Genomic DNA, 22,720 nt, shown 5'->3' on the forward strand with positions numbered 1-22,720 from the left:
CGTGAGAATCACATATATGATCTTTGCAATTAAAATAAGTTTAATATACCGATCGGATATTAGCATAAGGGTAAAATATGCAAATCAGAAGGATGGGCTGTGGTGTTAAATAATGTGAAAAGTGTCAGGTTTTTGAGGGCTTAGCCAGTTTCCTGCGGATCAACATCAATCATCCACTTCACATTGCCCGGGAGTTTGCGTTGGTCCAGTTCATTGCAGATGTCCTTCAGCAGGACGTTCAGTCGCTTTCTATTATCAGCGTTCAGAATGAGCTGAGAGCGGTGTCGGTCGGCGCGGCGGGCGATCAGTGCTGGAAGCGGGCCCCAGACGTCGATGCCGGGTGCCTGAGCCATTGGCTTAATCGAGTCCAGTAGTTGCAGGCTCTGCCCCATGGTGTCGGCTTCAGCCCGGAAAATGGCCATTGCCCGGAACGGAGGGAATTGACCGGTTTCGCGCTCGGCAAGCAGTTGGTCGGCCATGTCCAGATATCGGCCCTTGCAGAGGGTTTGCAGCAGAGGGTGGTCGCTGTGGCAGGTTTGAACCAGTACCTTGCCTGGGACCTTGCCTCGTCCCGCCCGGCCGCTCACTTGTAGTAGGGTCTGGAGCAGTTGTTCCGGGGCCCGGAAGTCGACGCTGAACAGGCCGCCGTCGGCGTTCACTACGACGACCAGAGTGACGCCCGGAAAGTCATGGCCCTTGGCCAGCATCTGTGTGCCGACCAATACGCACGGCTTGCCGGTATTCACGGTGTCGAGGATCTTCTGGATGCTGCCCTTGCGCTGCGTGCTGTCCCGGTCAACCCGCACGACGGGGGTGTCGGGGAAGGTGGCGGCAAGAATGTCTTCGGTCCTCTCGGTACCCTGGCCGACCGGTTTGAAAGCATCGCTCTCGCATTTGGGGCAGTGCTCCGTGGCGGCTGCCTGATAATCGCAGTGGTGGCAGCGCATGGCGCGATCGCGGCGATGATAGGTCAAGCGGGTGTCGCATCGGGGACACTCGACCATGTGGCCGCAATCAAAACACATCATAACCGGAGCGAACCCTCGACGATTCACAAACACCAAGGCTTGCTGGCCGCTATCAATGGTTTTCCTGATGGCCTCAAGCGCCGGCTGGGATATACCTCCTTCCAGGGGTCGGGAACGAATGTCCAGCAGGTTGATGGTTGGGGGCAGGGCATTGCCAGCGCGTTCCTCCAGGCGAATCAGCTGGTATTTTCGCTGTCGGGCATTGTGATACGACTCCAGAGAGGGGGTTGCTGAGCCAAGGATGACCGGGCAGGCGTTCAGGTGTGCCCGGTACACCGCCATGTCTCTGGCGGAGTAGCGGAATCCTTCTCCCTGTTTATAGGAGCTGTCGTGTTCTTCATCGACAATGATGGCCTTCAGCTTGGTAAAAGGCAGCAGCACTGCTGAGCGGGTGCCAATCAGGATGACCGGCTCACCGTTTCGAATTTTCAGCCAGGTGGAGAGTCGTTCGCCATCGTTCAGTGCCGAATGCCAGACCACAATGCGATCACCGAAATAGTGCCTGAAGCGGGCGACTGTCTGTGGAGTCAGATTGATTTCCGGTACCAAAACCAGGGCCTGCTGCTCGGCTTCCAGGTTGATCTTTAGATAATGAAGATAGAGTTCGGTTTTTCCGCTCCCGGTAATGCCATATAAAAGAGACGCGCCAAACCCATCGCTGGGGTGAGCTAGTTGGCTGGCAGCCTCTTGCTGAGCGGGCGAAAGCTGAGGCGTTCGCTGATGGATTTCCGGGGATGTGGTTGTTCGGTGCCCGGTGTCTTGACTAAACGCCTCTATTAACTGCTTGTCCTCTAGTGCCTTGATCTGGGCGCGGGTGTAGCTTGCCCGGGTGATCTCTTTTTCCGGAACCCCGTCAGGTTGCTCCGCAAGCCATGCCAGCAGCGCCCTCTGTTTGCGGGCGTTGGAGGGTAACGTGTCGGGTGAGCCGGTTGCGATCCACCACACTACTGGTTTTTCCTTGGCGGGTCGTCCTCGCCTCAGCGCTGTTGGGAGTGCCGTGAACAGGCATTCGCCCAGCGGGTGTTGGTAATAGTCGCTGGCCCAGCTTAGCAGCCTGAACGTTTCCGTAGGCAGTGCTGGCCAGTCTTCGGCTGCCGCGCTCACCGGTTTGATCGTGATGCCGTCGGGGGGCTGTACGTTGGTGTCGACTACCAAGCCGGTGGCCTGTTGCCGACCGAATGGGATCTGCACTCTTTGCCCCGGGGCCAGCGACAGCCCCTCCGGAATACGGTAATCAAACAGTCGTCTCAGTGGTCGGTTCAGGGCGATTCGGGCGATAGACGACACAGATTGCTCCAGAGCAGGTCGGGGGTCACGGTATGTGCGTATCCTTTATTGTCCGGTTCATCGTCCGGAACAGCGGATTCAGGAGGGTAGGGCGTCCCTGTATGCTTGCCTGATGGCAGAATTACAAGTAAGATTCGCGGTCTGTTTTAGACAGGGCATGATTGTGCCCCGTCTTCTTAATTGATTCAAATATGCGGTGCCTGGCGCCCGGACTCACAGAGTCCCGCGATTGGGTAGCGGCATAACCTAACGAGGTTCGCCATGAGAGAAGGTATCCACCCCAAGTACGAAGATATCACCGCAACCTGTTCCTGCGGTAATGTTGTTAAGACCCGTTCCACCATCGGACACGACCTGCAGCTGGATGTTTGCTCCCAGTGCCACCCGTTCTACACCGGGAAGCAGAAGGTTATGGATACCGGCGGTCGTATTGATCGGTTCCAGAAGCGTTTCGGCGGCCGTATCGCCGGTGGCAAGAAAGACTGATCTTTCTTGCATCGCTAAAGAAAGCGCCTTTCGGGCGCTTTTTTTGTGCCTGCCCAAAAAAAGGCGTCGTGTTTGTGTACATACGCAATTAGCCCTATTGACTGATCGAGAAATGGTCGGAGAGCACTTGTCGTTTAGGGGCGGTCGAGCCATAATGGCGCGCTCCGCTGAGCAGTGCTTTGCGGTTCATTACCTTTAAACGTGACAAACGGAACAGTGGCAATGTCTCAAGATCTGAAAGAAGCAGCCCTTGAATATCACGCCAAGCCGCGGCCTGGTAAGCTGAGTGTTGAAATCACCAAGCCAACCAAAACCTCCCGCGATCTCTCTCTGGCGTACAGCCCCGGGGTTGCCGAACCGGTCCGCGAGATCGCAAAGGACCCGGAGAATGCGTACAAGTACACCGCCAAAGGAAATTTGGTGGCTGTCATCTCGGACGGTTCCGCGATTCTTGGCCTGGGTAACCTGGGACCTCTGGCAAGCAAGCCGGTAATGGAAGGCAAGGGCGTACTGTTCAAGCGCTTTGCCGGTATTGATGTTTTCGATATTGAAGTCAATTCCGAGAGCCCGCAGGCATTCATCGAAACCGTTGAGCGTATTGCGGATACCTTTGGTGGCATCAACCTGGAAGATATCAAGGCGCCCGAGTGCTTTGAGGTTGAGCGTGCGCTGATCGAAAAGTGCAACGTGCCCATCTTCCACGATGATCAGCACGGCACGGCCATCGTAACTGCAGCAGGCATGATCAATGCCCTTGAGCTGCAGGGTAAGAAAATTGACGAAGCGAAGGTGGTGTGCCTCGGTGCAGGTGCAGCCGCAATCGCATGCATGAAGCTGCTGATCAGCTGCGGTATTCGCTCTGAGAACATCTTCATGCTCGACCGTAAGGGTGTGATCCACTCTGGTCGTGATGATCTGAACCAGTACAAGGCAATGTTTGCCAACGAAACCGATCGGCGTACGCTGGATGACGCGATCGACGGCGCAGATGTGTTCCTCGGACTTTCAGGTCCGGATCTGCTGACTGCAGACCAGCTGAAGAAGATGGCGCCTAACCCTATCGTGTTTGCCTGTTCAAACCCGGATCCGGAAATCAGCCCGGAAGTCGCATTGGCCACCCGTGATGATCTGATCATGGCGACCGGTCGCTCCGACTACCCGAACCAGGTAAATAACGTACTGGGCTTCCCGTTCATCTTCCGCGGTGCGCTGGACGTTCGAGCTACTGCCATTAATGAAGAGATGAAGGTGGCTGCCGTCAACGCCATTCGTGAGCTGGCCAAGGAGCCGGTGCCGCAGGAAATCTGCGAAGCCTACGGCGTGGACAGCTTCGAGTTCGGCAGGGAGTACATCATTCCTAAGCCGATGGATGTGCGTCTGCTTGAGGTGGTACCTGCGGCGGTCGCTCGTGCGGCCGTTGATTCCGGTGTTGCGCGCAACCCGTACCCTGCGCACTACCCGCTGAAGTCCATGGACGACATTATCTAACGTTCGTTCAGAAAGAAAAAAACCGGCGGTGATCCCGCCGGTTTTTTTGTGTCCGGAGATTTCCGGTGCTGGCGCTCAGTCAGGGTCAGAAGATCTGTCGAGAGTAATCGTCCGCGCTGCCGTTGCGATCGTTCTCATCTTGGGGTGAAAGTGGTGCGGGTGCATCCTCTTCCTTGAATACCTCGAAGACACCTTCTTCGCCTGGCCTGGCTCGCTTGCCGGTCTCGGGGTTGATGCGCACATTTACGATGCCGTTGGGGCGGGGCATTGTTGCTGATGGTGCATTCTCCAAGGCTACTTGCATATAGTCGACCCAAATCGGTAGTGCGGTGCTGGCGCCGAATTCCCGCCGCCCTAATGGGGCGGGCTGATCAAAGCCGACCCAGGTGGTGGTGGCAATGTCGTGGTTAAAACCAGCAAACCAGGTGTCTTTCTGTTCGTTGGTGGTGCCGGTCTTGCCTGCAATGTCATTGCGCCCGAGCGCCTGGGCTCGACGACCTGTGCCCCGGCGGATTACGTCCTGCATCATGGAGTGCAGGATGTACACCGAGCGCTCATCGGCCAGTCTCGGCATGACTCTGACCTCTGGCTCCTCGCTGGTGTCGGCGAGTGATGTCGGTTCGTCAGTCTCGCTCTTGCTCGCAATGTCAGTCATTTGCGATTCGCAGTCCTGATCGCAAAGAACGGTTTTCGGCGCTTCGTAAATCGTCTCGCCATTGACGTCCTGAATCTGTTCGATCAGGTAGGGTTGAACGTCGTAGCCGCCGTTGGCGATCACGGCAAGTCCGCGGGCCAGCTCCATGGGTGTGAGTTGTCCGCTCCCTAGCGAGAGGGAGAGGTTGTCCGGCATGTTGTTGACCGGAATTTTAAGTTGTTTCAGATAGTCCAGGGTGGTCTGGATGCCGACGTCCCGAAGTAGCCGGATCGAGACGATGTTGCGGGACCGGTAGAGTGCTTCACGCAAGCGAGTCGGGCCGTAGAACTGGCCAGAAGAATTCTGCGGGCGCCAGGCTGTTTCCAGTTCCGAGTCGTCAAACACGATGGGGGCGTCGTTGTAGATAGTTGCCGGCGTCAGGCCATTTTCAAGTGCCGTTAAGTAGAGGAACGGTTTGAAGGTTGAGCCTGGCTGTCGCTTCGCCTGAATTGCGCGGTTGTATTTACTCTGCCGGAAGCTGTAACCGCCTGCGAGTGCCTGAACCGCGCCAGTATCGGCATCCAGAGAAATGAGCGCGCCTTCCGCTCGTGGCACTTGCGCGAGGGCGACGCCCGGTTGGGTCGTTGAGTCGCCAATATCCCCCGGTTGCGAGTTGGCCCGTACGTAAACGACGTCACCGACCGATAGCACGTCTGTCGGTTTCTCGGGTTCGGGGCCGCGCAGGTCTTCGGTTTTGTAGCGTCGCGCCCAAGTCATGGTCTCGAACGGCATGATGGCTTCGCCGATACCTCGGGCATGGACTCGGACGTTTGCGTGTTCGTCGCTGATATCCGTAACTAGAGCAGGGAGGAGCTCGGCTACTTTTGGATAGTTGAGGATCAGCTCGTCCGGAGTGCTCTCCTCGAGAGTATCATCATCGATTTGGCCGATGGGGCCTCGGAATCCGTGCCTGCGGTCGTAGGCTTCCAGGCCTTTGCGTAGGGCGTCTGTAGCCGTTTGCTGCTTACGGCTGTTGACCGTCAAAGTGACTGTATAGCCATCCGTGTACGCGTTATCTCCAAACCGACGAACGATTTCCGAGCGCGCCATTTCCGCCACGTAGTCTGCGTCGACTTCGGCGTCTGTTGCATTGTAGTCAGCTGTTAGTGGGGCGGAGATGGCAAGGTCATGCGCATCTGGAGTGATGTAGCCCAGGTCCCGCATGCGTCCAATAATCCAGTTTCGTCGGATCTTGGCCCGATCCGGATTGGCCAATGGATTAAACGACGAGGGTGCCTTCGGCAAGCCGGCGAGCATGGCCATTTGAGCTAGCGAGAGTTCCTTGATCGGTTTGTTGTAGTAAACCTGTGCCGCTGCCGCGATCCCGTAAGCACGATTGCCGAGGTAAATCTTATTCAGATAGAGCTCGAGGATGCGGTTTTTGTCCAGTTCGCGCTCAATCTGAAGAGCCAGAAGTATCTCGTTGAACTTCCGGATAAAGGTCCGGTCCCGTGACAAAAAGTAATTTTTTGCAACCTGCATTGTGATGGTGCTGCCGCCAGACTGGATGGAGCCAGTGGAGACCAGTTCGATTGCAGCCCGCGCCAGGCCTTTGATGTCGACCCCGGAATGCTCGTAAAACCTTGAGTCCTCAGCCGCTAAAAACGCTTGTAACTGAATTGTTGGGATCTGTTCGATTGTGATCGGTGCCCTTCTCTTTTCACCGAATTCTGCTATTAATCTGCTGTCTTGGCTGTAAATTCGCAGTGGCGTCTGCAGCTTGATGTCGAGCAGTTGGTCGACCGGAGGAAGGCCGGGACGAAGGTACAGATAAAAGCCTGAGGTAACGATTATGGAGACACTCAGTCCGGTGAGAAATAACCATGCGAAAAGGCGAGATGTGCGCAACAAATGAGACATTTTTTTCTGACAACTGTTGGATATAGGTCTATCATTTGAGAAATTGCTTTAGGAAGGATGAGTCGCTTCACCGCCGCAATGCTTCTCAACTAAGAAGAAATGGCATTGTAGACGGAAAACTGAAGAAATTCTCTTAAATAAAAAACACATAAGTAACTTAACCGGGTGCATCTAACCAGGTATAGGGTGAGCGCGTGTTCGGATTGTTCGGAAAGAAATCCAGTGCAGTGCTGGGCGTGGACGTTAGCTCCAGTTCGGTCAAACTTCTGGAGCTGTCAAAGCAGGGCGGCCGCATAAAAGTCGAAAGCTACGCGGTGGAGCCTTTGCCGGCTAACGCCGTTGTCGAGAAAAATATCACGGACGTCGAGGCAGTAGGTGAAGTGCTCAAGCGCGTCGCCTCGAAATCGCGCACGGGTGTGAAACAGGTTGCCGTGGCCGTCTCAGGCTCTGCCGTGATCACCAAGCTCATCCAGATGGATGGCGGCCTCAACGAATTTGAGATGGAAGACCAGATTGCCCTTGAGGCTGATCAGTACATTCCATATCCGCTGGATGAAGTTGCCATCGACTTTGAGGTCCAGGGCCCTTCGGAAAACAATCCCGATCAGGTTGATGTTCTCCTGGCTGCATGCAGAAAGGAAAACGTCGACATACGTGAGGACGCGCTTGAGATTGCCTCGCTGTCCGCAAAGATTGTTGATGTCGAAGCTTACTCCCTTGAGCGCGCTTATTCCTTGATCGAACCGCAGCTCGATTCCCAGGGCGAAGAACTGGTAGTGGCGATAGTCGATGTCGGTGCCACCATGACCACACTCAGCGTTCTCGCCGATGGCAAGACCGTTTATACCCGCGAACAGATCTTCGGTGGCAAGCAGCTTACCGAAGAAATTCAGCGTCGTTACGGACTGTCGCTTGAAGAAGCAGGCCTCGCCAAGAAGCAGGGCGGCTTGCCCGACGACTATGAGTCTGAAGTGTTGATGCCATTCCGCGAGGCGGTGGTTCAGCAAGTAGCGCGGGCCTTGCAGTTCTTCTTTGGCGCTAGCCAATACAACGCAGTCGATTATGTGGTTCTGGCAGGTGGTACTGCCTCGATACAGGGGCTGACAGAGATGGTCGAGGAAAAAACAGGAACGCCGACTTTGGTCGCCAACCCGTTTGCCGACATGGCAGTAGGGTCCCGGGTGAATGCGTCTGCACTGAGTAACGATGCTCCCTCGCTGATGATTGCCTGTGGCCTGGCAATGAGGAGCTTCGACTGATGGCAAAGATTAACCTCAGACCCTGGCGCGAAGAGCTCCGGGCAGAAAAACAGAAGCAGTTCGTGGTTATGATTCTGGGTGCTGCAATTGTTGCCGGTGGCCTAGTGTTCCTTTGGAAGTCCGACATGGACAGCCGGATTGCCTATCAGGAATCTCGTAATGCCTATATTGAAACTGCCGCCAAGAAACTCGATTTGCAGATTCGAGAAATCGAGAGTCTCAAGCGTAAGCGGGATGAGCTTTTGGCGCGGATGCAGGTGATTCAGGATTTGCAGGGAAAGCGGCCAGTGATTGTTCGGGTCTTCGATGAGTTGGTTCGGACCTTGCCGGACGGGCTTTTCTATACTGAGCTGAAGAAAACTGGGGAAAAGGTAGATATCGTTGGTATGGCTGAATCGAATAGCCGAATTTCTTCTTTGATGCGTCAGTTCGAAGATTCTGATTGGTTCGCTAACCCAAACCTTTCTAATGTTTCCGCAGCGGATAATCGCCGGGCAGGGTACAGCCAGTTTAATCTGTCGGTGCAGCAGAAAACGCCAGAGCCCGAAGTGGAGGATAAGAAATGAGCCTCGCGGACTCACTAAAGAGCCTGAATGAATTCGATATCAATGACTTGGACGTTAATAACGCAGGCATCTGGCCTGCTCCTATCAAAGCCATTGTTGTCCTGATTATTGTTGGTCTCATTGTTGGTGGCGGCTACTGGTTTTTCATCAAAGACCAGTACATGACGCTGGAGCGGGTAGAGAAGACTGAGCAGGATCTCCGTCAAAAATACGAACAGAAAGCCTACCAGGTAGCCAATCTGGAAGTGTTTAAAGCCCAAATGGCCGAAATGGAAGAGACATTTGGTGCACTGGTGCGTCAGTTGCCCAGCGAAACAGAAGTTCCGGGTCTGTTGGAGGATATTACTAATACGGCACTGGGAAGTGGTCTGTCATTGCAGGAGGTGAAGTTGCAGGCTGAGCAACGGCGAGATTTCTACGCCGAGCTACCGATTAATATTCGAGTATCTGGCTCTTATCATGAGCTGGCGTCGTTTGTTAGCAGCGTCGCAAGCCTTCCGCGGATCGTGACCCTCCACGATTTGACCATCGAACCAACTGACGGTGATGGAGAGCGACTGAACATGCAAGTGCTTGCTCGAACCTACCGTTACCGGGCGGGAGAATAGGCATGGTAAAGAAACATGCAGTACGAGCCTGCCTGGGAGTTTGTTTGGTCTCCCTACTCACGGCATGTTCTCAGGGCAGCGGATTTTCTGATCTCGACAAGTTCATGTCAGATACACGAGCAAAGCCGAGAGGGCATGTAGAGCCTCTCCCTGAGTTCAAAGCGTATGAGGCCTTTAGCTATTCGGCGGCAGACCGTCGGGCCCCATTTGAGCCACCCGTGGACGTTCAGCTAACGATGGTTGATGAGCAGCCGGTAAGTGATGTTGAGCCGGATCTTGATCGTCCCAGAGAGGTTCTTGAGAACTTTGATCTAAAGGAGCTCGATATGGTGGGTACCTTGCAGGGGGCATCGGGCAATCTTTTTGCTTTGATTCAGGACGAGGTCGGCGGTATTCACCGCGTCCGCGCTGGTAACTATATGGGGCAGAACTATGGCCGCGTTATTGGCGTGAATGAAACCCGAATTGAACTAATCGAAATCGTTCCGAATGGCCGGGGTGGATGGGTAGAGCGTCCACGCTCCCTGACACTGGAAGAGGAAGAGGGCTAAGGAGCGGCATATGAAAATTGAAAGAACCATGCACGAACAAAAAAGTTTAGGGTCGAGGCTAGCGATGTTTAAAAAACTCAATGTATACGTCGGCGTGATTGCTTTTGGGTTGTTATCCGGCCTGGCCAACGCGGTCACGCTGGAAGACGTGTCGTTTTCGTCGCTACCGGGAGATCGTCTGGAGGTGAAACTTGCCTTTGATGGGCAGCCCCCAGAACCGACGGGATATACGATCGAGCGTCCGGCTCGTATCGCAGTAGACTTGAGCGATACTACTAACGGACTTGGAAGTCGCAGCATTCCGCTAGGCTCCGGCAATGCTCAGAGCATGACAGTGGTCGAAACCAAGGATCGGACTCGCCTGATCTTTAACCTTGTCGAACTGGTCCCTTATGACACGGTCCGGAGTGGTAATTCCCTGGTCATGACTCTGGGAGGAGATGCATCCGGGTCATCGTCTGCGGGCTCGACCACCTCAGCACCGACAGCAGCGCCAGCGTCGAATAGACCGGATGCGCTAGCAGGTGTTGATTTCCGCCGTGGCAACAACGGAGAAGGTCGGGTTGTAGTCGACTTGGGCAGCGAGAGCACCCCTGTAGACCTGTCTGAGTTGGGTGGGAAAATTCGTCTGACCATGTCAGGCATTTCGGTGCCCGAAAACCTCCGTCGTCGGCTGGACGTGACCGACTTTGCGACACCAGTCAATCGAATTGACACTTTCGTGCAGGATGGCAATGCCATTGTAGAAATCAGGCCGGAAGGGAACTACGACTACATTGCCTATCAGTCTGGCAGTCAGTTCACGGTCAGTGTTGAAAAGCTGACTGAGCAGGAAGCTGAGTCCCGCCGCGAAGAGAAGTTCCCATACACGGGTGAGAAGCTCTCTCTCAATTTCCAGGACATTGAAGTTCGCTCCGTGCTCCAGTTGATTGCCGACTTCACCGGATTGAACCTGGTGGCCAGTGACACTGTTGGTGGAAGCATAACCCTGAGGCTCCAGAATGTTCCCTGGGATCAAGCGCTTGATCTGATTCTTAAAACCAAGGGTTTGGATAAGCGTCAGATCGGTAACGTACTTCTTGTGGCGCCCGCTGATGAGATCGCTGCTCGTGAGAAGCTTGAACTGGAAACCACCAAGCAAATTGCCGAACTTGCTCCGGTTCGTCTTGATATCATTCAGGTGAATTATGCCAAAGCTGCTGATGTGGTGGCGTTGATTGAAGCGGACAAGGAACTGATTACCGACCGAGGATTTGTCTCTTCGGACGTGCGCACCAACACTATCAGTGTGCGTGAGACCACTGAAAAGTTGGAAGAAATTCGACGCTTGGTCTCGACCTGGGACGTGCCGGTTCGTCAGGTGTCTATAGAAGCTCGTATCGTTCGTGCCCAAACCAACGTGGCTGAAGATCTCGGTATTCGCTGGGGTGGCGCAGCCTACGATGTGAGCGGCGACAACGTTTTCTCAGTCGGCGGCTCCCAGAGTGCGGTTGAAGAGGCCCGTCAGGCAGCCGGAGGCACCAATAACACGATCACCTTCCCGGGAGCATTGGCAGTAGATCTCGGTGTAACGGGTGAAGGTGCGTCTTCATTCGCCATCGGTTGGGGCAGTGACGACTTCCTGGTCGACCTGGAACTCTCCGCATTGGAAAGTGACGGTCAAGCCGAAGTCGTATCACAGCCGCGAGTAGTGACTGCGGACCGCCAGACAGCGTCGATCAAGTCTGGCGAAGAAATTCCATACCAGGAAGCATCTTCAAGCGGTGCCACCTCTGTGTCCTTCAAGGAAGCGGTGTTGTCGCTTGAGGTAACTCCGCAGATCACGCCTGATGACAAGATCATCATGGACCTGGTGGTGAATCAGGATTCGCGTGGCGAGGTAACTGCGGGCATTCCGTCAATCAACACCAACGAAGTTACAACTCAGGTGCTGGTTGGCAACGGCGAAACCGTAGTGTTGGGCGGTATCTTCCAGTCGGAGGTGGCCACCCAAACCACCAAGACACCGTTCCTGGGTGATATCCCGTACCTCGGTCGTCTGTTCAAGCGGACTGAGCATGTGGATGAGCGCAGTGAGCTGCTGATCTTCATCACGCCCAAGATCCTGAAGAACGATCTGATCCGCTAACGTCGGGCTCAGATAAAAAGCCGCCGGGTAAAGCCGGCGGCTTTTTTATGTCTGAATATCCGGCAATTGCGCGGGAAATTTATGGAATCAGAACCGCTGTGATATTCTCACCCGCCTGAACACAATCGAGCGGAAGTTATGTCTTTGCCCAAACGCGTTGTCCTGGTGGGCCCTATGGGGGCCGGAAAGAGTACGATTGGCCGAATGCTCGCCAAAGAGCTGGGCTATCGTTTCCTGGACTCCGATCGCATCATCGAAGAACGCTGCGGTGCGAATATCCCCTGGATATTCGATGTGGAGGGGGAAGACGGTTTCCGGTTGCGCGAGACGGCCATGCTTGAAGAGTTGTCCCTGCTGCCCGACACGGTATTGGCGACCGGTGGAGGTGCCGTCATGCGCCCCGAGAACCGCCCATTCTTGAAGCAGGATGCTGTTGTTGTTTATCTGAAGACATCAATCGAGCAACAGGTTGAGCGGACCCGGAAAGATCGCAACCGGCCTCTGCTTCAGAATGATGATCCGGAAGCGGTCCTCCGCAAATTGTTTTCGATCAGGGATCCGCTTTACACCCAGCTGGCTGATATCACCATGTATACGGACCGAAAAAGTCCCAGGCTGGTGGTCCGTCAACTGGTGAATCGAATGAATCCGAGGACGCCTCGGCACAAGCGGCAGGTACGCAAAGAGGGTCGAAACCATGTCTGACGCAGTCCGTGAATTGACCGTGGAACTGGGCGAACGAAGCTACCCGATCCTGATTGGGCAGGGTCTTTTGGGAAGTCGTGATCTATCAGGATATGTTCAAGGTTCTCAGGTCTTGATTGTGACCAATGAGGCGGTTGCGCCTCTATACCTGGATAGAGCCAAGAGCTGCTTTCCGGACAAGTCTGTCGATGTAGTCGTTTTGCCCGATGGGGAACAATTCAAGGACTGGCAGACGCTCAATCAGATTTTTGACCGCTTGCTACAAAACCGTCATTCCCGCAAGACCACCCTGGTTGCGCTGGGTGGTGGAGTAGTGGGAGATATGACCGGCTTTGCTGCAGCATGCTACCAACGTGGCGTTCCGTTCATTCAGATTCCAACGACTCTGCTGTCCCAGGTTGATTCCTCAGTGGGTGGTAAGACCGGCATCAATCATCCACTCGGCAAGAACATGGTGGGGGCCTTTCATCAGCCCGAGATTGTGCTGATCGATACCGACACCCTCCGCTCACTGCCGACCAGGGAAGTGGCGGCTGGGCTGGCCGAAGTGATCAAGTATGGGTTGATTCGGGACATTGAGTTTCTCGACTGGCTGGAGGCGAATGTAGATCGCCTGGTAGCACTTGATGCGACCGCGATTGCCGAAGCAATTCTGCGGTCCTGCGCCTGTAAGGCGGACGTGGTCGCCAAAGATGAGCGAGAGGGTGGTTTGCGGGCAATCTTGAATCTTGGCCACACCTTTGGTCATGCCATCGAGACTTTCGCGGGCTATGGTAACTGGCTCCACGGCGAGGCAGTTGGCACCGGTATGATTATGGCAGCCGACCTGTCGGCGCGTGAGGGCATGATCAGTCGCGAGCAATTTGAGCGAGCGGTAACTTTGATCAAGCGCGCGGGCTTGCCAGAGTTGCCGCCAAAAGGCATGACGCCGGATGATTTCAGAAACCTGATGGCCGTGGATAAGAAAAACGTTGATGGTCGCTTGCGCCTGGTACTTTTGGCAAATCTTGGTGAGGCCATTGTTACGGAAGACGCAGCGGCGGAGAACCTGGCCGCAACACTTGCCAGATATTGTCATTGTGGCTGACAGTTGGCAAACGCAGAACTGGGTTAAAAGGCAGCAGGGACGGGTGTGACCGAAGATCGACTGAGTAGTGCGGAAGGTGGAGGGCTTTTCCCTCGCCTACAAGAGCGTTACGGATTCAGGGCCAATCCTCTGGAGCTGGAAACACCTTTTTTCCCTGATGCAATGCGTCATCATGCACTGGAGACGCTGCGCCACCTTTGTGGCTTTGGTGACATGGCGCTGCTGCTTACCGGGGCTCCTGGGTCAGGCAAGACCCGTTTGCTGACCGAGCTGGTGCGCAGTGAGTCGGCGCGCATTGAATTCCATAGGATCCCAACCGCGGCTCTGACCGGTTCCAGGGCGCTTGCCGGCGCGCTCAAGGAGCTTGCGCCTTCATCTTTTCACGCCAATCAGGGCCCTCGGGACGCCGTTTACAGTTTTTTTCGCTGGTCTGAGGCCAAGGCCAAGAAAGGGCAGCGTATGGTGCTGCTTATTGATGACGCTGATCGGGCACCCACCGAATTGTTGCGGTTGCTGCTGGCGGGCTTTCTGGCAGCGGAGCGCGGGGCCGCCGCGGTACCGGTTTTTACCGGTAGTGATGACCTCATAGGCCACTTGGGCCTTGATCCAGTATCGGCCAACGTTCATCAGATCCATCTGCGCCCACTGACCCGGGATGAGGTTTTTTCGTACCTCGAGCCGCGAGTCCAGGTAGCAGGTGGCAAGGTCAGTGAGCTGCTGAGTGCCTCAAAGGTTTCTCGAATTCACGCTCTGAGCCAGGGAAGTTTTGGTCGGCTGAAAAGGGTTACACCTGGGGTTTGGCTCGATATGGTATCGGAAGCGCCCCGGACTGGTGGGCGGTCGCTGCCCTCGTTAAGCAAGTTGGCTTGGCCTGCGCTCGCGTTGGCGCTGCTTGGCGGGTCGTGGTGGTTTGTTTCTGATCAGTATGAGGATTCTGTCGCCAGCAACGAATTGCGGGCTGAGAACCCAGAGCGGGTGCGAAAAAGCATTACGATCGGTCCGGAAACGCCAGATCCCGAAGAAAGCGTTCCATCACCGGGCGTCATTGCTGACACTCGTCCAGAGCCAGAGCCAGAGCCAGAGCCAGAGCCAGAGCCAGAGCCAGAGCCAGAGCCAGAGCCAGAGCCAGAGCCAGAGCCAGAGCCAGAGCCAGAGCCAGAGCCGGCATATACTCCGAACAATCCGGAGCGCTTCGTATCTCTGCCTGAGTTGAAGGTACGCTCGGCATGGACCATACAGTTGGTGGCCGGAAACCTTGAACAAACCGCTCTGAATGTCCTGCGACAGTACCCGCAACTGGGTGATGCTGTTTACACAAAGGGTGAACGGCAGGGTGAGCCGTGGTTTATGGTATTCTACGGTGAGTACGCGACTAAAGCTGCGGCGAAAGAAGCGGTAGCGAGCCTTCCAGAATCATTGCGGAAACGGTCGCCGTGGGTCAGGACGACTGACGGGCTGTAGCAGCGCCTGGCGCTGCATCTACGGGCGGTCAAAAGAGCCCGCGAACTGGGAAAGCCGGCCATTGTTCCCCAAAATAACTCCGCTCTCATTTGAGTACGTATTTCTACGTGTGTAAAATGATCAGCCCCCATTTTCAGTGTCGAAGGGTGGTTGTTTAGCTGCGCGCTGACTAACTCTTTGATTGAAAAGCATTTCTACGCGAGAGAACGCTTATGATGACAGGTTTGTATCATCCCGACGAATTCAGGGACAACTGTGGCTTCGGTCTGATTGCCCATATGAAAGGCGAGACCAGCCACAAGTTGTTGCAAACTGCCATCGAGTCGCTGACCTGCATGACCCACCGAGGTGGTATCGCTGCAGACGGAAAAACCGGCGATGGTTGTGGCCTACTGATCCAGAGCCCGGACACCTTCCTGAAAAAAGCCGCCAAGGCTGCCTTCGGCAAAGAGCCCGGCGATTTGTTTGCCGTTGGCCAGGTGTTCCTGAACCCGGATGAAGCCAAGGCTGCCGCCGGCCGCGCTGCCATTGAAAAGCGTCTGACCGAGCAGGGTCTGGAAATCATGGGTTGGCGTGAGGTGCCGGTTGATGACAGCTGTCTCGGCCCCATGGCGCTGGATTGCCTGCCGCGCATTGAACAGGTGTTTGTGGTTCCTGGTGGAAAGGCAGAGAAAGAGTTTGCCATCAGCCTGTTCGTGGGCCGTCGTCACGCCGAGCGCGACATGGTCGATGATTCCGAGTTCTACATCTGCAGCCTCTCGCACCGGACACTGGCCTACAAGGGCCTGATGATGCCGGCGGACCTGGCGAATTTTTACAAGGATCTGGACGACCCGGATCTGGAAACCGCCATCTGCGTCTTCCACCAGCGTTTTTCCACCAACACTATGCCGCGCTGGCCGCTGGCACAGCCTTTCCGTTACCTGGCCCACAATGGTGAGATCAACACCGTTGACGGTAACCGTAACTGGGCCATCGCTCGCGCCGCCAAATTCAGCTCGCCGGACCTGCCGGATCTCCAGACGCTGCAACCGCTGGTCAACCTGACCGGTTCTGACTCGTCCAGCATGGATAACATGCTGGAAGTGCTGCTGGCAGGTGGTGTTGATCTGTTCCGAGCCGTACGGATGATGATCCCGCCCGCATGGCAGAACGTCGACAGCATGGATTCAGAACTCCGTGCGTTTTACGAATACAACTCCATGCACATGGAACCCTGGGACGGCCCCGCTGGTTTGGTTCTGTCTGATGGCCGTTACGCTGTCTGCATGCTGGATCGGAACGGTCTGCGTCCGGCACGCTGGGTTATCACAAAGGATGATTTCATCACCCTGGCCTCCGAAATCGGCACCTATGACTACCAGCCCGACGACGTCGTGGCCAAGGGCCGGGTCGGCCCAGGTCAGATGCTGGCAATCGATACCGAGTCTGGCGAAGTTCTGCATACCAAAGATATCGATCAGCGTCTGAAGTCCGCCCAGCCGTACAAGCGCTGGTTGCGTGAGAAGGCCCTGCGGGTAGAAACGACCCTGAATCAGGACACGCCCGAATTTAAGCTGATGGATGCCGATGAACTTCTGGTGCACCAGAAGATGTTCATGGTGTCGTTTGAGGAGCGTGATCAGGTTCTGCGGCCATTGGCCGAAAACGCTCAGGAAGCCGTAGGCTCCATGGGTGACGATACTCCGATGGCGGTGCTGTCCAGCAAAGTGCGACACGTTGCCGATTACTTCCGCCAGAAGTTCGCTCAGGTCACCAACCCCGCGATCGACCCGCTGCGCGAGTCCATCGTTATGTCACTGGAAACCTGCATTGGCGCCGAACGGAACGTGTTCGAGGAATCCGCTGAACACGCCGACCGGATTATCCTGACCACGCCGGTGCTGTCGCCAGCGAAGTTCCTCAAGATCACCAATAACGATCGCCCCGGTTTCGAAGTTGCCCGTATCTCCATGAGCTATCGCCCCGAACAGGGCCTGGAGCAGGCGATCCGTCAGGTGTGTGACGAAGCCGAGCAGGCAGTGCGCGATGGTAAGGTAATTCTGGTTCTGTCCGACAAAGACCTGAAAGAAGGGGAGCTGCCAGTCAGCGCCCTGATGGCCACCGGCGCCGTACACCACCATCTTGTGGCCAAAGGTCTGCGTTGTGATTCCAACATCCTGGTGGAAACTGGCTGGGCCCGTGACCCGCACCACTTTGCCGTGTTGTTTGGCTTCGGCGCGACCGCAGTCTATCCGTACCTGGCCTACCAGGTGCTGAACGACCTGATTCGTACCGGCGAAGTTTTGATGGATCCCATCGAGGCCAAGAATAACTACCGGAAGGGCATCAACAAGGGCCTGCTGAAAATCCTCTCGAAGATGGGCATTTCAACCATGACCTCCTACCGGGGCGCCCAGCTGTTCGAGGCGATCGGCCTGGCGGATGATGTGGTTGATCTTTGCTTCAAGGGCGTGCCCAGTCGGATTCAGGGCGCAAGTTTCTTCGATTTCCAACAGGATCAGGAACAACTGGCGGGAATCGCCTGGAAGCCGCGTAAGCCGATTTCGCAGGGCGGTTTGCTGAAGTACGTGCACGGCCAGGAATACCATGCCTTCAATCCGGATGTGGTAGGTAAGCTCCAGGAAGCGGTTATCAGTGGCGATTACGGACACTACAAAGAATACGCCGGCCTGGTCAACGAGCGCCCGGTGTCGACGCTTCGGGACCTGCTGGGCTTCCGTAAGGACATTCAGGCCATCGATCTGTCAGAAGTCGAGCCGGTCGATAATATCTTCCCGCGCTTCGATTCAGCGGCCATGTCATTGGGTGCCTTGTCGCCCGAGGCGCACGAAGCGCTGGCCGTTGCCATGAACACGCTGGGCGGTCGCTCCAACTCGGGTGAGGGTGGTGAAGATCCCGCGCGATACGGCACTAACAAACGCTCGAAAATCAAGCAGGTTGCGTCGGGTCGCTTCGGTGTCACCGCGGAATATCTGCGCAGTGCCGATGTCATGCAGATCAAGGTGGCTCAGGGTGCAAAACCCGGCGAGGGCGGACAGCTGCCTGGTGGCAAGGTCAATGACCTGATCGCCCGTCTGCGGTACTCGGTGCCGGGCGTGACCCTGATTTCACCGCCGCCGCACCACGATATTTACTCTATCGAGGATCTGGCGCAGCTGATTTTTGACCTCAAGCAGGTCAATCCGCAGGCGCTGGTGTCGGTCAAGCTGGTCTCTGAGCCGGGTGTCGGTACCATCGCAGCCGGTGTGGCCAAGGCTTATGCCGATCTGATCACCGTGTCTGGTTACGATGGTGGCACCGCGGCCAGCCCGTTGACCTCTATCCGCTATGCCGGGTCGCCATGGGAGCTAGGTCTGACCGAGACTCAGCAAGCCCTGCGTGCCAACGATCTGCGCGGCAAAATTCGCCTGCAGACCGATGGTGGCATCAAGACCGGCCTGGACGTTGTGAAAGGCGCCATTCTGGGTGCGGAAAGCTTCGGCTTCGGCACCACGCCGATGGTTGCTTTGGGTTGTAAGTATCTGCGGATCTGCCACCTGAACAACTGCGCGACCGGTGTCGCCACCCAGAACGAGCATCTGCGCGAGGAGCACTTCAAGGGCACCGTGGAAATGGCCATGAACTTCTTCCGCTTTGTTGCAGAAGAAACCCGTGAGTGGCTGGCCAAGCTGGGTGTTCGCAGTCTGGAAGAGCTGGTTGGTCGGGTTGATCTGCTGGAGCGTCTGCCGGGTAACACCGAGCGACAGAAGAAGCTGGATCTTTCCCGTTTGCTGTCCAACGACCACATTCCTGCCGACAAGCCGCAAACCTGTCAGGTCGAGCGCAACCACCCGTTCGACCAGGGTACCCTGGCTGAGCAGATGGTTCAGGACATTGCCTCGTCCATTGCCAACAAGTCCGGTGGTGCCTGGTCTTACCGTGTGACCAATTGCGATCGCTCCATTGGTGCTCGCCTGTCCGGCGAAATTGCCGGTCAGCACGGTAACCAGGGCATGGTCGATGCGCCCATTACGCTGGACCTGACCGGTACTGCTGGCCAGAGCTTTGGTGTCTGGAACGTCGGTGGTCTTAACCTGATCCTCGAAGGCGATGCCAACGACTACGTGGGCAAGGGCATGACAGGCGGCAAGCTGGTTGTGAAGCCGCCCCGGGGCAGCACCTTCAAGACTCACGAGACCTCCATTGTCGGTAACACCTGCTTGTACGGCGCGACCGGAGGCAAGTTGTTCGCCGCGGGCACCGCAGGTGAACGTTTTGCAGTCCGGAACTCCGGCGCCCATGCCGTGGTAGAAGGTGCTGGCGATCACTGCTGTGAATACATGACTGGCGGTCTGGTCACCGTGCTGGGCGGAACTGGCCATAACTTTGGCGCCGGTATGACCGGTGGTTTCGCCTACGTTCTGGACCAGAACAACACCTTCGTGGATAAGTACAATCATGAACTCGTCGAGATCCAGCGGATTTCGAGTGAAGACATGGAGTCTTACCGCAACCACTTGCGCGGTGTAATCCGGGAGCACATTTCGGAAACCGGCAGTGCGTGGGCTGAGCACATTCTTGAGAATTTCGACGACTACATCGGCCGTTTTTGGCTGGTTAAGCCCAAGGCTGCCAATCTCCGCAGCCTGCTGGCCAGCACCCGGGCACGTCCGGAATAAACCGACCGGGTCGAACAGTTTTTGGGGCCGCCGTCGCCGGCGCCCCAGTCGAAATTGAGCTGATGAGAGCACCATGATGAAAGAAAGACTGAGTAACGACTTCCAGTTTGTCGAAGTAGGGCGGATTGACCCGAAGAAGGTACCGGCCAAAAAGCGAAAGAAAGAATTTGGCGAAATTTACCACCCGTTCACCGCAGATAATGCCTCCAACCAGGCGCATCGCTGCCTGGAGTGTGGCAACCCTTACTGCGAGTGGAAGTGCCCGGTTCACAACTACATTCCGAACTGGCTGAAGCTGGTGTCCGAAGGCAACATCATGCGCGCAGTGGAGTTGTGTCATCACACCAACTCTTTGCCGGAGGTGTGTGGCCGGGTTTGCCCGCAGGACCGTCTGTGTGAGGGCGCCTGCACCCTTAACGATGGCTACGGCGCGGTTACCATCGGTTCGGTTGAGAAGTACATTACCGACACCGCGTTCGCCCTGGGCTGGAAGCCGGACATGTCGGCGGTCAAGTGGACCGACCGGAAAGTAGCGGTGATTGGTGCTGGGCCTGCCGGGCTGGGCTGTGCTGATGTGCTGGTGCGCAACGGCGTGAAGCCGGTGGTGTTCGATATCTATCCGGAAATCGGTGGCCTGCTGACTTTCGGGATCCCCGAGTTCAAGCTGGAAAAGTCGGTCATGACCCGACGCCGCAAGGTGTTTGAGGAAATGGGCGTTGAGTTCCGTCTGTCCACCGAAGTGGGCAAGGATGTCATGCTGCAGGACATCATCGATGAGTACGATGCCGTGTTCATGGGCATGGGCACCTACACCTACATGAAGGGCGGCTTCCCCGGTGAGAACCTGCCGGGCGTTTACGATGCACTGCCGTTCCTGGTTTCGAACGTTAATCGCCGCCTTGGCTTTGAGAAGGACGCCTCTGAATTCATTGATATGAAGGGCAAGCGTGTGGTGGTTCTGGGTGGTGGTGACACCGCAATGGACTGTAACCGTACCTCCATTCGCCAGCAGGCCGAGAGCGTGACCTGTGCCTATCGCCGGGACGAGGCCAACATGCCGGGCTCCCGTCGTGAGGTGGCAAACGCGAAGGAAGAAGGCGTGAAGTTCCTGTTCAACCGTCAGCCGATTGCCATCATTGGTGAAGATCAGGTTGAAGGTGTGAAGGTTGTCTCCACGCAGCTGGGCGAGCCCGATGAAAACGGACGTCGTCGTCCGGAAGTGGTGCCTGGTAGTGAGGAAGTGATCCCTGCGGATGCGGTTCTGGTGGCCTTTGGTTTCCGGCCGAGCCCGGCGGACTGGTTTGATGAGCTGAAGGTAGACACCGACGACTCCGGTCGCGTTTCTGCGCCTGAGCAATCCGACTTTGCTTTCCAGACCAGCAACGAAAAGATCTTTGCCGGGGGCGATATGGTTCGGGGTTCTGATCTGGTCGTGACCGCCATCTGGGAAGGCCGTCAGGCGGCTGAAGGTATCATGGACTACCTGGATATCTGAGTGTCGGCTTGATCCCGATTCGAAGGGCGGCGTACTAAGGGTATGCCGCCCTTTTTTATTGTGGCGAACTGGGTATCATTGCTTCCCATTCGATACGACCATTTATAGACTGAGAACGCTGGATAATTTATGACCGAGCTGAAGAACGATCGCTTCCTGCGCGCCCTCATGCGCCAGCCAGTTGACCGCACCCCCGTATGGATGATGCGCCAGGCCGGGCGTTACCTGCCGGAGTATCGGGCTACCCGTGCCAAGGCCGGCGATTTTCTCAGTCTGTGCAAGAATACGCCGCTTGCCTGTGAGGTAACCCTGCAACCGCTGGAGCGCTTCCCGCTCGATGCGGCGATTCTGTTCTCTGACATCCTCACCATCCCCGATGCACTGGGTCTGGGGCTCTACTTTGAGACCGGTGAAGGGCCAAAGTTCAAGCACACCATTCGCTCCGAGGCCGATGTCGCCGCTCTGCCAACGCTGAAGGCGGAAGTGGATCTGGACTATGTCATGAACGCCGTGTCCACGATCCGTGGCGCGCTCAATGGCAGTGTGCCGCTGATTGGCTTCTCAGGCAGTCCGTGGACCCTGGCCACCTATATGATCGAGGGCAGTTCTTCCAAGGATTTCCGGGAAGCCAAGAAGCTGATGTACGGTCAGCCCGAGGTTATGCACCGCCTGCTGGATCATCTGGCCAACTCGGTTATCGATTACCTGAACGGTCAAATTCGCGCCGGTGCGCAGGTAGTACAAATCTTTGATACCTGGGGCGGCGTGCTCAGCAGCTGGGCGTACGAGGAATTCTCGTTGCGTTACATGAGAAAAATTGTAGACGGCCTTATTCGCGAGCAGGAAGGGCGTCATATCCCCGTAATCCTGTTTACCAAGAACGGTGGTCAGTGGCTCGAATCCATAGCAGATACCGGAGCTGATGCCGTTGGTCTGGACTGGACTACGGATATTGGAAACGCCCGCGCCCGCGTTGGCGATCGGGTAACACTGCAGGGCAATATGGACCCAACCATGCTCTACGCGCCACCGGCCCGTATCCGCGAGGAAGTCGCGGACATTCTGCGCCGCTTCGGCACCGGCACCGGCCACGTGTTTAACCTTGGCCATGGCATCACCCCGGATGTGGACCCCGAGAATGCCCGGGCGTTCATTGAGGCGGTTGTTGAGTTAAGCCCTGAATACCACCGGTAATCTGAGGCGGACCTGCAGGTAGCCTTATAGTCAGTAGCTAGCGCCCGTTGTGCGGGCCCTTCCAAAAACCGCTACGAGCCCCTTCGGGTCCAGCCAGCAATCACAGATTGCTGTCGTTCAACCGTCGCAGGAAGCTTTGCTTCCTGAACGCTCGGCTTCACC

Annotated in this window: 15 protein-coding genes; 13 read left to right on the top strand and 2 right to left on the bottom strand. The window is 56.2% G+C overall.

The genetic code is table 11. The features are described 5' to 3' along the window. Nucleotides 1-140: 140 nt before the first annotated feature. A complete protein-coding gene (locus QUE89_RS03440) occupies nt 141-2,315 on the bottom strand; it encodes a primosomal protein N' (protein WP_286221848.1) in 2,175 nt (724 codons plus the stop codon). A 261-nt stretch (nt 2,316-2,576) separates the two neighbouring features. On the opposite strand from QUE89_RS03440, the gene rpmE reads away from it, so the two are divergent. Beyond that, the gene (gene rpmE / locus QUE89_RS03445; protein WP_041341598.1) at nt 2,577-2,801 is read left to right on the top strand and encodes a 50S ribosomal protein L31; all 225 of its coding nucleotides are present in this window, start codon (nt 2,577-2,579) and stop codon (nt 2,799-2,801) included. 222 nt (nt 2,802-3,023) lie between these two features. Beyond that, a complete protein-coding gene (locus QUE89_RS03450) occupies nt 3,024-4,289 on the top strand; it encodes a malic enzyme-like NAD(P)-binding protein (RefSeq protein WP_286221849.1) in 1,266 nt (421 codons plus the stop codon). Nucleotides 4,290-4,374: 85 nt separating this feature from the next. Here the strand turns inward: QUE89_RS03450 and QUE89_RS03455 are convergent, their stop codons facing one another. Next, a complete protein-coding gene (locus QUE89_RS03455; RefSeq protein WP_286221850.1) occupies nt 4,375-6,843 on the bottom strand; it encodes a penicillin-binding protein 1A in 2,469 nt (822 codons plus the stop codon). 194 nt (nt 6,844-7,037) lie between these two features. On the opposite strand from QUE89_RS03455, the gene QUE89_RS03460 reads away from it, so the two are divergent. The 11 genes from QUE89_RS03460 to hemE all read left to right on the top strand — a co-directional run bounded on the left by QUE89_RS03460 (nt 7,038) and on the right by hemE (nt 22,558). Further along, nucleotides 7,038-8,102, top strand: a complete 1,065-nt coding sequence (locus QUE89_RS03460; RefSeq protein ID WP_286221851.1) for a pilus assembly protein PilM — start codon at nt 7,038-7,040, stop codon at nt 8,100-8,102. Further along, nucleotides 8,102-8,668, top strand: a complete 567-nt coding sequence (locus tag QUE89_RS03465) for a PilN domain-containing protein (protein WP_286221852.1) — start codon at nt 8,102-8,104, stop codon at nt 8,666-8,668. Before QUE89_RS03460 ends, QUE89_RS03465 begins: the two co-directional genes overlap by 1 nt. Further along, nucleotides 8,665-9,276, top strand: a complete 612-nt coding sequence (locus QUE89_RS03470) for a type IV pilus inner membrane component PilO (protein ID WP_286221853.1) — start codon at nt 8,665-8,667, stop codon at nt 9,274-9,276. Before QUE89_RS03465 ends, QUE89_RS03470 begins: the two co-directional genes overlap by 4 nt. A gap of 2 nt (nt 9,277-9,278) precedes the next feature. After that, entirely contained in the window at nt 9,279-9,827 is a 549-nt protein-coding gene (locus tag QUE89_RS03475; protein WP_286221854.1) for a pilus assembly protein PilP, read from the top strand. A 64-nt stretch (nt 9,828-9,891) separates the two neighbouring features. Further along, a complete protein-coding gene (locus QUE89_RS03480) occupies nt 9,892-11,955 on the top strand; it encodes a type IV pilus secretin PilQ (RefSeq protein WP_286221855.1) in 2,064 nt (687 codons plus the stop codon). A 138-nt stretch (nt 11,956-12,093) separates the two neighbouring features. Next, nucleotides 12,094-12,660, top strand: coding sequence for a shikimate kinase AroK (gene aroK, locus QUE89_RS03485; RefSeq protein ID WP_286221856.1), 567 nt, complete (start codon nt 12,094-12,096; stop codon nt 12,658-12,660). Further along, the gene (aroB, locus tag QUE89_RS03490) at nt 12,653-13,747 is read left to right on the top strand and encodes a 3-dehydroquinate synthase (protein ID WP_286221857.1); all 1,095 of its coding nucleotides are present in this window, start codon (nt 12,653-12,655) and stop codon (nt 13,745-13,747) included. The genes aroK and aroB overlap by 8 nt, the downstream gene beginning before the upstream one ends. 45 nt (nt 13,748-13,792) lie before the next feature. After that, entirely contained in the window at nt 13,793-15,208 is a 1,416-nt protein-coding gene (locus QUE89_RS03495; RefSeq protein WP_286221858.1) for an SPOR domain-containing protein, read from the top strand. Between the two features lie 212 nt (nt 15,209-15,420). Then, nucleotides 15,421-19,869 (top strand): glutamate synthase large subunit, encoded by a 4,449-nt coding sequence (gltB, locus tag QUE89_RS03500; protein ID WP_286221859.1) that lies wholly within the window; start codon nt 15,421-15,423, stop codon nt 19,867-19,869. A 76-nt stretch (nt 19,870-19,945) separates the two neighbouring features. After that, complete coding sequence (locus tag QUE89_RS03505) at nt 19,946-21,364, top strand: FAD-dependent oxidoreductase (protein WP_286222815.1); 1,419 nt, start codon at nt 19,946-19,948, stop codon at nt 21,362-21,364. A 129-nt stretch (nt 21,365-21,493) separates the two neighbouring features. Beyond that, nucleotides 21,494-22,558 carry a uroporphyrinogen decarboxylase gene (gene hemE / locus QUE89_RS03510; protein WP_286221860.1) on the top strand — a complete coding sequence of 355 codons (1,065 nt, stop codon included), beginning with the start codon at nt 21,494-21,496 and terminating at the stop codon, nt 22,556-22,558. Nucleotides 22,559-22,720 lie beyond the last annotated feature (162 nt).

The organism is Marinobacter sp. LA51, assembly GCF_030297175.1.
Lineage (GTDB): Bacteria > Pseudomonadota > Gammaproteobacteria > Pseudomonadales > Oleiphilaceae > Marinobacter > Marinobacter apostichopi.